Origin of the sequence: Candidatus Avelusimicrobium sp. (assembly GCF_051874775.1) — a bacterium.
Taxonomy (GTDB): Bacteria; Elusimicrobiota; Elusimicrobia; order Elusimicrobiales; family Elusimicrobiaceae; genus Avelusimicrobium.
Genome location: NZ_JBJEGE010000028.1, coordinates 1 through 12,247 on the forward strand (window position 1 = coordinate 1; position 12,247 = coordinate 12,247).

The 12,247-nt window shown below is 47.2% G+C and carries 11 protein-coding genes; 2 read left to right on the forward strand and 9 right to left on the reverse strand.

Annotated features, from left to right (window positions below):
• The 4 genes from ACI351_RS05740 to ACI351_RS05755 form a co-directional block, all read right to left on the reverse strand.
• Positions 1-1,057, reverse strand: a 1,057-nt coding sequence (locus ACI351_RS05740) for an NAD(P)H-dependent oxidoreductase subunit E (protein WP_439734292.1), incomplete at its 3' end; no start/stop codon positions are given.
• On the reverse strand, positions 1,047-1,532 hold the full coding sequence (locus ACI351_RS05745) for an NADH-quinone oxidoreductase subunit NuoE family protein (protein WP_439734293.1): 486 nt from the start codon (positions 1,530-1,532) through the stop codon (positions 1,047-1,049). The genes ACI351_RS05745 and ACI351_RS05740, both read right to left, overlap by 11 nt.
• 179 nt (positions 1,533-1,711) lie before the next feature.
• Entirely contained in the window at positions 1,712-2,851 is a 1,140-nt protein-coding gene (locus ACI351_RS05750) for a hypothetical protein (RefSeq protein ID WP_439734294.1), read from the reverse strand.
• 241 nt (positions 2,852-3,092) lie between these two features.
• Positions 3,093-4,151 (reverse strand): DUF1646 family protein, encoded by a 1,059-nt coding sequence (locus ACI351_RS05755; protein WP_439734295.1) that lies wholly within the window; start codon positions 4,149-4,151, stop codon positions 3,093-3,095.
• Positions 4,152-4,276: 125 nt separating this feature from the next.
• Here ACI351_RS05755 and ACI351_RS05760 point away from each other — a divergent pair, with 125 nt between their 5' ends.
• A complete protein-coding gene (locus ACI351_RS05760) occupies positions 4,277-4,870 on the forward strand; it encodes a hypothetical protein (RefSeq protein ID WP_439734296.1) in 594 nt (197 codons plus the stop codon).
• Positions 4,871-5,035: 165 nt separating this feature from the next.
• On the opposite strand, the gene ACI351_RS05765 is transcribed toward ACI351_RS05760, so the two are convergent.
• Positions 5,036-6,706, reverse strand: a complete 1,671-nt coding sequence (locus tag ACI351_RS05765; protein ID WP_439734297.1) for a hypothetical protein — start codon at positions 6,704-6,706, stop codon at positions 5,036-5,038.
• A 72-nt stretch (positions 6,707-6,778) separates the two neighbouring features.
• Positions 6,779-8,503, reverse strand: a complete 1,725-nt coding sequence (locus ACI351_RS05770) for a type IV pilin protein (protein ID WP_439734298.1) — start codon at positions 8,501-8,503, stop codon at positions 6,779-6,781.
• Between the two features lie 281 nt (positions 8,504-8,784).
• On the opposite strand from ACI351_RS05770, the gene tgt reads away from it, so the two are divergent.
• The gene (gene tgt / locus ACI351_RS05775) at positions 8,785-9,954 is read left to right on the forward strand and encodes a tRNA guanosine(34) transglycosylase Tgt (protein ID WP_439734299.1); all 1,170 of its coding nucleotides are present in this window, start codon (positions 8,785-8,787) and stop codon (positions 9,952-9,954) included.
• A gap of 55 nt (positions 9,955-10,009) precedes the next feature.
• Here tgt and ACI351_RS05780 read toward each other — a convergent pair whose 3' ends face one another.
• The 3 genes from ACI351_RS05780 to ACI351_RS05790 form a co-directional block, all read right to left on the reverse strand.
• Positions 10,010-10,492, reverse strand: a complete 483-nt coding sequence (locus tag ACI351_RS05780; RefSeq protein WP_439734300.1) for a type IV pilin protein — start codon at positions 10,490-10,492, stop codon at positions 10,010-10,012.
• Between the two features lie 177 nt (positions 10,493-10,669).
• Entirely contained in the window at positions 10,670-11,050 is a 381-nt protein-coding gene (locus tag ACI351_RS05785; protein ID WP_439734301.1) for a hypothetical protein, read from the reverse strand.
• A gap of 77 nt (positions 11,051-11,127) precedes the next feature.
• Positions 11,128-12,201, reverse strand: coding sequence for a D-alanine--D-alanine ligase family protein (locus ACI351_RS05790; protein ID WP_439734302.1), 1,074 nt, complete (start codon positions 12,199-12,201; stop codon positions 11,128-11,130).
• Positions 12,202-12,247 lie beyond the last annotated feature (46 nt).

Genomic DNA, 12,247 nt, shown 5'->3' on the forward strand with positions numbered 1-12,247 from the left:
CGACGGTCGCTAACGTTTCCACGTTATTGATGACCGTGGGTTTGCCGAACAAACCGCACTGGCTGGGGAACGGCGGTTTGATTTTGGGCATACCGCGTTTGCCTTCCACGGAGGCGATAAGCGCGGTTTCTTCGCCGCAGACGAACGCGCCCGCGCCTTCCATTACGTTGATTTTAAAATTCTTGCCGGAACCGAAAATATTTTCGCCCAAAATGCCGAGCTCTTCGGCCTGTTTGATAGCCGTGCGCACACGCTGAATGGCCAGCGGATATTCCATACGCACGTAAATATAACCTTCATCGGCACCGATGGCGCGCGCGGCAATCATCATGCCTTCGAGTACGGCGTTGGGGTTGCCTTCCATAACGCTTCTGTCCATAAACGCGCCAGGGTCACCCTCATCGGCGTTGCAGATGACGTATTTTTTCGGGCCGGGTTCCACGCGGGTTAAATCCCATTTTTTACCCGTCGGGAAACCGCCGCCGCCGCGCCCGCGCAGGCCGGAAGCAATCATTTCTTTGCAGACTTCTTCGTCCGTCATTTCCGTATACGCGCGTTTGGCCTGGGCGTAACCGCCGTGGGCGATATATTCATTAATATCTTCGGGATTAATGCGTCCGCAGTCATGCAGCAGGATACGTTCCTGCTGGGAGTAAAAGGGAATGTCTTCCACCGTTTTGGCTTTTTTGTCGCAGGCGGGATTATGGTATAACAAACGGTCAATCACTTCGCCCTTTAAAAGCGTTTTTTCGACGATTTCCGCCACGTCTTCGGGTTTTACTTTGGTGTAAAAAATGTCGCCCACGCTCACGAGCGGCCCCTGCGCACAGAAACCGCGGCAGCCGCTGAGGCTTAAATAATTTTCGTGGCAGTCTTTGGTGATTTGCAGGCAAAAACCGATTTTGCGTTTTTCCATTTCTGTTTGGAACGCTTCGTACACTTTTAACGAACCGCCCGCAATACACCCCGTGCCGCCGCAGATAACCACGCGGCCCGTAATTTTTTTGTACGCCGAATTATATTCCTGCGCGATGTTTTCGATATTCTTAGTTGCCATGCTGGGCCTCCGCTTTGACGATGGAATCAATCAGTTCGGCCGCTTTGGCCGGGGTAATTTGCCCGTAAACGACGTCGTCGAGCACCATGACGGGGGCCAGCCCGCACGCGCCCAGGCAAGATACACATTCCAGGGTAAAAAAACCGTCTTCCGTAGTATCTTGCCCTTCTTTTAATTTCAAAATATCTTTTACGGTGTTGATAACGAAAGAGGATCCTTTTACGTGGCAGGCGGTGCCGTTGCACACTTTGATAATGTGCTTGCCTTTGGGCGTAATGGCAAAATGCGCAAAAAACGTAGCTACGCCAAACACTTTGGCGGGAGAAATTTCCAGCTCGTTGGCAATAAAACGCATAATATCTTCGGGGAGATATTTGTATTCGTCCTGCACTTTTTGGAGGATGGGAATTAACTTGGAACTGTCGTACTGATGGTCTTTAAGAATCCGCGCGGCGGGTTCGAATCTGTCTGTCATAAGTTCTCCTATACGGTGGGTGAAACGTACGGCACAGCAAACTGCATCCGGCAAACTACGGTAAGACTTGTATTCGCATGAAATAAAAAACGGGAACCGTTTTCCCCATTATAACTTCATCGGCGGGGTCTGTCAAGAACAGAAACGGTTCCCAAAAAACGGAGCGGGCCGGCACACAATCAGCGCGGCCAGCCACCTATTCTTTTATAGTAGTAATAATTGCCGACATGGGATTTCCAAGTCGAAAAACCGGCATCTTCTTCAAACATATCGTCGCTGTACATATAACCGTCAAAACCAATATCGTGCAATTCTTTGGAATCGATTTTGTCGCGCGTATACCCGCTGCACCCGATTACCGGCGTTTCTATACCCATTTCACGCAAACAATGGACGCAATATCGTCCGCCGCCGCCAGGAACGTTAATGTCAGATATAATCAAATCAAATTTCTGGCCGGATTTCACAGCGTTAAGCAGATTCATCGTATCATAATAGGTAGACACCTTCCACCCCTCAGGGAAACGCCCCTGCTTCTCCCACAGCTTATACATATTCAGAATATCTTCTGTATCGTTTAACACCGCCATATGGACGTTCTCCGGCAACGCAGTCAATGTCCCATCCCGCACGGGCTTATGCCAGTCGTATTCCATCCAAAATTCTTCCTCTACAAACGGACGGACCACAGAACCCTTAGGCGTAATGTCCGGCGTATAGAACTTGTTAAATTTACTCTCCGCGAAGTTAAGATATGTCTCAGCTTCTGCTAATGCAGGATCAGTAGGGAATAAGGTTTTTTGCAGTTTCTTCGAGCGAAGGTTTATTGAATGAACAAGCCCTGTATAATAGCCCAACTGAGAGGGATGCATTGTTTCTAACAAATCAGTTCTTTCCAACAGAGCATTTCCCAAAACAGGATCTACCTCTTGGCGCATTGCTCTGAAATCCGTAAAAAAGTTCATATACTCTTGGACAGATTTCTGCGTCTGTTCCAAAGAAGGAGCCACTAAACGCACCCGTAAACTGGAGATTGGAGTAGGGGTAATCCGGTGGGCAATAAAAGTATTAAACTCGCTCCGATTCAGTGCGACAGGGGAATGCTGCATTGTGACCATTCTTGCGGTTCTTTCTATATAAGCCTGCGTCTTGGCTGCTGCAGCACCTGCTGTAAAACGATTACCCAAAATATCTAAAGCGGAGGAAGAAGGCATTTTTTTAATTAACTGCGTAGCAATTTTACTGGCTTGACACCACGAGTTCGACGTCAATACGACCATACAGCCCGCAACCGTCAAAATGGAAATAATCTTGTTCATATATTAAGCTCCTTTTTTTTTAGTATACCCTGTTCCGCGCACAAAATGCCAGGGTCTTTAGACCTAGATAAAACCTAGGCAGGGACCTAGATCTACAGCCATTCGTCCGCACCTCTTTACACAAGGAGCTCTTTGCTTTAAGTTCTGCGCCATAATATATACACGGTTGAGAGGGTTCTGCGCCGCATACGGTTGGGAAAATACAAGAGCCCAAAAGCCTATTCGGCGCAGCAGAGAATATCTATAAACAAACAGAAAGGATAATGAAGTAACCGCCCATTAGGATAAGCCCCGTCGGTACAGCAACGGATGCCCACTCACGGCTTTTAATACCCAGCTTTTCGGCGGCCACGATGTTGGGCAAATTTCCCTGCACCAGCATGCTGCCAAACGCGGCAAGGCCGATGACCATATAGACCAAATCATTCATCGAAATAGAAGGGACGATTTCAATGGCGGCAAGCGTGGCGTTATCGATAATAACCGAAACCGCATTCGCCAAAAAGAGCACCTTACCACCTAAATGCGTAATGGTGCTTTGTGCTAACGGGCGAAGCCCCGTGCTGATTAAATTAAGTGCAGCCACGAACATATAGATATGCAGCGTGCGGCGCAACATAGAAGAGTAGGTTTCTTTATCTTCGCGAATATGCATTTGCAGCGTGGTTCCCGCATTACGCGCAAAATATCCCGCCGCGGCGGAAAGAAGCAAAACAGCAGGAGCAATCCACCAAAAGAAATGTTTTAATAAAAAGAAGAAATCGGCGTTATGCGGCGGAACGGAAAGCGCATTGTTGATAATCAACCCCAGCGGTTCGGCAAGCGGCGTAAGCACCGCGCCCAAACCGATGGCATAACACGCAAACACCGTAATGCGCACGGTGGCCGTCCGTTCCAAATTGACCACTTTTAATACTTCCGCCAACACCAAGGCAGAAACCGTCACGCTAACAAGAGAAGAAGTCATCCCCAACAGGAAAATGAGTACTGCAAAGCTGTAGCGCGGCTCCATTTTTTTAAAAAAAGCAAATAACACGCGGAAAATATAGCGCGAATAATTATTAAAAATAACACTGACAATCAGCACGATAAACGCCACGTTGACGGGATAATTAAGCGTTTCATATAAAAAATCCACGCTCCAACCGCCGCTGACGGTTACCGCCGCCGCACCAACCCCCAGCAAAAACAGCTCCAAATGGCTTTCCACCCAGCGCGAAGCGAGCGGCCAAACCAACAGATTGACGACGATAATCCCCAATAAAATATTTACCCACAACGGGACGGCAACGCTTTCCATAATTATATTTTAGCAAAAAACGCGGCCCGTACCGGAATTGTAATCTAAAATCCCGCATTTGGAATTTAGCGCCAATTTAGTAAAATAATATGTAAGACTTTTAAACTATAAGGAGAAAATACGTAATGAAAAAAGTACTCGTACTCGCTTTGGCGTTCGGTTTAACCGCCGCCGCTTACGCCGCCGACGACTGCGGCTGCACTAAGGAAGATGTTACCTGCATCAACAATTGCACCTTGTCTAAAGTCAGCGCGCTGAGAAAAGACATTCAGGCAAAAAAAGAAAACGCCGCGGCAAAAGTAAAAACCGCCAAAGAAAACGCTTCCAAACAAGCTAACGCCTCCGAAACCGCCAAAGCCAAGGCCGAACAAGCCAAAAAAGACGCCAAAGCCAAAGCGAAAGAATTAAAAGAACAGGCTAAAGCCAAAGAAGAAGCCAACAAAAAAGCTACCGAAGCTAAAAAAGCCGAAGCCAAAACGAAAGCCAAACAGGCCAAAGAAGACGCCAAAGCCAAGGCCAAAGAATTAAAAGAACAGGCCAAAGCCAAAGAAGAAGCCAATAAAGCGGCTTTGAAACAGGCCAAAGCCGACGCGGCCGCCAAAAAAGAAGCGGACAAAAAAGCCGCTGAGGCCAAAAAAGCCGAGGCAAAACAGGCCGCCAAAGACGCAAAAAAAGCGTTGAAAGAAGAATCCAAAGCGTGGAAAAGCTTGGCTAAATAACGGTTTTACCGAAAGACGACAAAAAACCTCCGATTTTCATCGGAGGTTTTTTATGTTATAAAAATTTCCAGAGTGCCGCCTGCAAGGTGCGGATTACAGCGTGCGGCGTACAGCGTCCGGAAAATATGTATTGTGTATTCCGCAAGCTGAAAGGCTTGGGAATTTTCAGTTTCCGCCCGCCATAACCGCCGCAGACGTTTTCCGCACACGGCACACAGTCCAGCCGGCGCCGCGGAACAAATAAATATTCAGATTTGAGTTAAACACCTGACACCGCTCACCCGTTTTTTCCAAGCCGTAAGGGGCCAGCGTTTGCGGGTCGAGCATCATTTCCCATGGAACGCTTACAATATATATCGGGCCGGAATGTTTGCGGATACATTCCCTAATTGTTTCATCAAAATGATGTTTAAAATAAATCTCCGGCAAAAAATTCAATAAACGAGCCTGCTGCCGGATTGTAAAAAAATGATTATTATAAGAAGGATACCTTATCCCCCCAATAAAAACCGCATCCTGCGGAAAAAACGGCGCTAAAAATGACATCGGCGATCCCCAAAAAATAACCAACGCGTTCGGTTCCACCTTTGGCAAAGCCGGTTTAATGTCAATGACTTTACCTGCAAACGCAAAGCGTCTTTCCCCCCAGTCCTCCTTAGCGACAGTTTGCATTAAAAACGTAAAGCCCAATACGGCCAAACAGATGGAAATCCACTTACGCACGGGCAGCAATTTAATAACGTACACCACCAGCAAACAGCTAAACATTTCCAGTATAATCACATAACGCAATATGGCAAAGGTCTTCAGCCACACCCCATACAACACCCCGATAAACAACAGCAAACTCCCCATCCTACGCCATTCCAAACCCGTCCGTTTCCCGAGGCCTTTTAACCATACCGCTAATACGATAAAATAGGAAACAAACCCCGCAGCCATCCGATAATCTTTTACCATCTCCGAAATAATTCCTTCCGGTTTTAAAAAGCGCAAAAACGGGAAAAACAGCCATTGCACCACCGTTTGCGGATAAAAACGTATATCTTTTAAATGCTCTGGTTCAAAATATGTCGATTTAAAAATATTATTATAAAACGGAAATACCGGATTATCATACTGTTCCCACAACCGCCACACAAAGTACCCATTGGTCACCAAAAAACCCGTTAAGCCTCCCAAGACAAACGCCCCAAAATCTTCCCGAACGTCTTTCAGATGCCGGTAATTCGCACACAGCACCGCAAACATCGCTATCGGTACGCACGCCAGCGTATATTTAAGGCCCGTTACGCCGCACACAATAAACGACGCCCAAAACAAATAACTCCGTTTGCGCGTGTGTCTAAACAGAAAACGGAAAAATAAATAAATGCCACACAAGGCGGAAGCATTCAGGAAAATGTCGTTATTTTGGGACCCCGTCTGCGTCACAAATATATACCCGCCCGCCGCAAAAACCGCTGCAAAACACGTCCACAGCCATTCTTTCCGCCCATATACCAGCGCGCAGAATTTGTAAAACAAAAACAGCAACACCCCGCTCCAACACGACATAATAAACGCAATCACGCGCGGATAATCATTTAAATACCTAATCATTAAATAATACGGTACGTCTGACAACGGATTTAAAAAGGTATGTACGCCCGCAGGCATAATGTCCGTACCAAAACGGCCGTTTATAAAAGCGTAAGCGTTGTACAGATGATAATTCATCAAATCCCACGTAGACACCTGCCCGCGCATTATCCCCCAGACCCCGTAACCGATAACCAACGCGGCAAACAGCAAACAGTCCTTATAACGGCGCAAAAAAGGAAAGAGAAATTTCATATTCTTTATTTTAATAAATATATGTAAAAAACGGGCGGCTTCTAACCGCCCGTTTTGAATATACGGCATAACTTAATTAAACAAGGGTTTTCCTCCATAAGGATCTTTCACGCATTCCCATTTTTGAACAACTGCACCGTAAACTTCTATACTTTTGTTCGATAAAACCACCTTACAATCGGAATCTTCAGGTTGAGCTTTACCTTGCATCCACTGTAACTCGCTATAGGTTTCTTCGCCAGAAGACGTATAGGCATCCGACGGAATGCCGCTAGCAGTGCATTTACCTTGTTGAGCCTTATTGATTGCTCTAGCAGCAGCACAACGATCTTGAAATTCTTTAATCTGGTTGGTGGTAAAAGAGAGAACCAAGTTTGAATAATTCAGGCCACACCTAGGGTAACACACATCTCCCGGACCGCCAGTCTCATTGCCGCAATGTTCGCCTTGAAACGAAAACATAGGATCATCATCCTCCACACAGCCTGCGAGTTCTCCCAAAGTAGCGCCTCTATTATCATTAGCATATAGGCAACAAACGGCTTCAGATTGACCGGCGCGTTGGGTAGAATCATATATAGACGTCCAGCTGTCATCACCCAACTCATAGGCTGTATAATCGCAAGAACCAGCGGATTTGCTACAGCGTTGGTTGCAACGCTTCTCGAATTCCTGGCTGTCAAAGCTGCTGAGAGTCGTCATAGCTATTGTATCATAACCGGAGAAATCACAAACACCGCCCATTCCGCCAGGATAGAGACCATACTGTGCAACACCCCCTACCCCCCCGCTCGCATCGGGATATCCCCAAAAATCACTACGCAAAGCAACAGTAGGATATTGCTTTCCATAACGAATACCGACTACCTTTTCCGTTGGTTCGGCCGTCCAATAAGGAGATACACATTCCCCATTATCCATTACACCACCGGCATCTTCACAGCTTTGACAGCAGTTGGACGGAGACAACCTCGTGTCGTCAGCAAAATACTCCCAGGGGACAAGACCGTGCTGCGCACAGTACGATTTTAATTCTTCGGCTCGGAATTTATCTAAACACGTGCTGTTCTCCTCGCATTTCGTTTCATCGTCAATACTGCACTCGCCAAAACCGCCTTCCACCCATTCGCCCGTCGTCGTATCACACGTTACCGTTTGGGTCTGCGTTCCGCATTTGTTGCACTCTTGACTCGTCGCCGGTTTCGGCCCCGTACACTCTTTCGGCTTCGGAGCGCACTTTCCGTCTTGCCACACCTCGTCCTCCGCGCAACATTTCTCTTGGTTCGGGTTACATTCACAACTGTACGGGTCTATATCACAAGGGCCGCTCGGTTCTTCCTCCGATGAAACTCCCGCACACTCCGCAGGCGATTCGTGGTAATCATCTTTCCCGCGCAGTTCATCACACGTGGGATAGTTCTTGTTTAATTTATTACACCCCGTTCCCTCACAACAAATACGCCCGTCAGCATATGACGGCATTTTTAGCGTGTAAGTATATTTCCCCTGACTCTCCGCCTCTATCCCGCGGGAGACTAACGCTATCGTAAAGTTCTTCGTATAGTTGTTCTTTACGATATCCGTCATTTCAGACATTGCCGTTAAATACGGCTTGTCCAACGCACAGCGTTTTTCCTGTTCCGTGCGTATGGACGCCATCAGCTCTTCCGCTTCCGTCGTTTTACGCGTTTCAATTACTTTATTAAATTTCGGCAGGACCGCCGCGGATAATATCCCTATCACAATGACGACAACAAGCAACTCCGTCAACGTAAAGGCTTTCTTGCTCTTCTTCATACATCCCTCCTCAGTATTCTTACAACACCAAAAGAACGCGGGAATTTGCTCTTTCTGCGTTTTGGTTCTGAAAAAAAATTGGCTAGACAAAATCGTCCCCCAATGTTGTGGAAGCGTTTTTAGGTGCACGACAATTACAAATTATAAACAGCCAACCTCTCCTCATTATTCAGTTTAATAAAAAAACATAAATAAAACAAGCCTCAAATCCAGACAAAATAAAACGGACACTCCTGTTTTTATCTACCAAAGCCCAAAGCAGGATATGATAAAATATAAATATGAATTCTCCTTTTCATATTTTAGCCAAAGATTCCCGTTCCAAAGCCCGCACCGGCGTGCTGTACACCAAACACGGCGCGGTGCAGACCCCCGTGTTTATGCCGGTGGCCACGCAGGCCTGCGTGAAAGCGCTTACCGATGAAGATTTAAAAAACGCCGGAGCAACGTGCCTGCTTTCCAACACGTACCACCTGTATCTGCGTCCGACGACCAAAATCCTGCAGCAGATGGGCGGACTCCATAAATTTATGAACTGGGACGGAAGCATTTTGACCGACTCCGGCGGATTTCAAGTATACAGTTTGTCCAAATTCCGCAAAATCAAAGAGGAAGGCGTTACCTTTCAATCCCACCACGACGGGAGCAAACACCTCTTTACGCCGGAAAACGTGATTCAATTTGAAAGCGAAATCGGCTCCGACATTTGGACGATGCTGGACGTCTGTATCCACGCCAAAGAGCCCTCCAAGCACGACGCGCGCGAAGCCCTTAACATCACTAAACGCTGGGCGGAACGCGCCGCACGCGCTTATCAAAACACCGTACCCGAACAGCACATCACCCAAAATGCGGACGGTTCGTTTACCGTCGGAAATTCGCTTTTGTTTGGTATTATTCAAGGGGCTATCTTCCCGGATTTGCGTAAGGAAGCCGCGCTGCATATGGCGTCTCTGCCTACGCACGGATATTGTATCGGCGGCCTTTCGCTGGGCGAAACCTTGGAGCAGATGAACGAGTCCGTTCTGACCGTTACCGAAAATCTGCCCGAAAACAAACCGCGCTATTTTATGGGACTTGGAACGCCCGTGGAAATTTTAAATTCCATCGAGCGCGGCGTGGATATGTTCGACTGTGTATGGCCCACGCGCGTGGCGCGCAACGGAATGGCTATGACGAGCGGCGGACGCGTAAACATTAAAAACGCCGAATACCGCACGCAAGACATACCGCTGGACCCCGAGTGCGACTGCTACACCTGCCGCCGCTATTCCCGCGCGTATCTGTGCCACCTGTACCGCGCGGCCGAGCTGACCAGCCACCGCTTGATGAGCATACACAACATCCGCTTTTTAATCCGTTTGACGGAACGCGCGCGCGAAGCAATTAAAAACGGTACATTTTTGGAATTTAAGGACGAAGTCATCCGCAAATACCAAAATTTTAAATAATCTGTAAGCAAAAACACCTCGGCCAATATCCGAGGTGTTTTTAATTTTCAATTTGTTATAATTCCCAAAATTTCCCGCCTGCCCCCTCTATATTCCGTGATCCAATACTTTTGCACACTTGAAGGCCTTTCGTATTGCTGCTAGAGCAGTAAACTTTTCCCTTTAGAAACTCTATTGGTACACCTACACCAGAAGAAGTTCGTTCCGCGCCGCTGGCAATAATATAATAATCAGGATCAGAAGTATGCCGTAACGAAAAACGCCCGTCTTTCCACTCCCCACTATTATCCCACTCAAAATCTTTTACCATAGCGGGACGTTCTATATCCAAATCATCAATCGAGGACGGATATGTACCGTTCGCCATATAATATATTTCTGCCGCATCGCGAATACTTTTAACTAACACTACCGCTTGTACAGCACGCGATTTTTCCACCGCTTTTGTGTACTGCGGGAGCGCTACCGCAGACAATATACCGATAATTAATACCACAACTAACAACTCAATAAGCGTAAATCCGCGTTTTTGATACATAGGATATATCCCCCCTTATAAAAGAAGTCATAATCCCAATTTATCAAAAAAAAAAAACGGGTCAACCCCTTCAAAAAATTGAACAACACGATCAGCCTCCTCTACAATATGACCATATAAAACCCCCCGCAAACGAATCCGTTCACGGGGGAATTAAAAAATTTTCGATACTGCCGTTTAAGCGGGAATTTCTTTCGTTTCTTTTTTCTTGGGCGTATACTTGGGCAGGAGCGAAAACAGCGCAAACGCACTCAACATCTGAAGCGTAAAACAAAGCGAAAAAAACACATACTTATATGCTTTCATTCCTTCCACAGAAGGCGTACCAAACAGAAAATACATACGCCCGAATACGCGCACCAGCGGTGCAAACGTAAAGTCCGCACTGCTCAAGAGAGCAAGCACGCCCTGCAGAACAGTCAGCACGCACACATACCGTTCGTGCACCAAAATAAACGCTGCCTGCGACGCATACAATACTAAAAAACCCGCATGCAGCCGCAGTAAAACTCCATCGCCAGCAATATCACGACAAACGAGTATGATGTTGGCAAACATTCCTAGTAGGCAAAAGAAAAAAATTACTTTTACCCATATGTTTAATCCAAAAAAACGTCTGCTTACCGCGTTCATAATTATCTGTTTAACGCCAGCGTGTCCTTACGCGCACGAACATCCAGCGCAAGACGGATCAGGCCGTCTAAAATTTGGCCGTAATCTTCTCCGGACGCTTCAAAAAGCTGCGGAAAAAGGCTTGTTTCGCTCATTCCGGGCAGCGTGTTGATTTCGGAAAAATAATACCGTCCGTCTTTATCCATTAAAAAATCCACGCGGGCCAGTCCGCTTGCGCGAAGCGTGCGGAACACGGCCGCCGCGTCGTCCCGCATACAGATTTGCGTATCCTGCGCAATGTTGGCCGGAACATTGGTTTCGCACCCGCCAGCCACAATATATTTGGCGTTATAGTCAAAAAATTCACCCGCTACCGTACGCAATTCGCCACACGCAGAGGTTTTTAAATGCGCGCCCTCCCCGTAAATTGCACAGAAAATTTCGCGCGCGCGGTCTATGCCTTTTTCAATCATCACGTCCGAATCAAATTGAAGGGCAAATGATACGGCCTCGTGCAGTTCTTCCAGTTTTTTTACTTTCCGCACTCCGACGGAGGATCCCAAACGCACCGGTTTGACAAAAACGGGCAGACCCGTTTCTTTTACCCACGCTTCCAGTTCCGCCTTGTCATAAGCTTCGCCGCGCGAAACGGTAACGTACGGCAGGATTTCCACCCCCGCCTGTGCAGCAAGCAGTTTGGAAATTTCCTTATCCATCCCCATAGCTGAAGCCAGCACTCCACAGCCGACGTACGGAACGCCCAGCGTCTCCAACAAGCCTTGCATTGTACCATCCTCGCAGTTAGTACCGTGCAGCACGGGAAAGAATACGTCCGCCTTAAACGACAACGACCCGTTCAGCGCAGTTACATTGGCATCCGCACGCAAAACAGGCGTAACGGGCATATCCTGCGGGGTTCTAAAACCACATTCTTTTTGCAAAAACCAAAAACCTTGTTTATCAATAAAAATGGGATAAATTCGGTATTTTTCCGGATGCACAGCAAGCATACGGCAAACCGTCTGCGCGCTATGCACGGAAACTTCGTGTTCGGTGGATTTACCGCCGTATAAGACAACTACATTTAAACGGGACATATTTTTTCCTTTTTGTTAAAAAGCCTGATAAAAATATCAGGCTCAG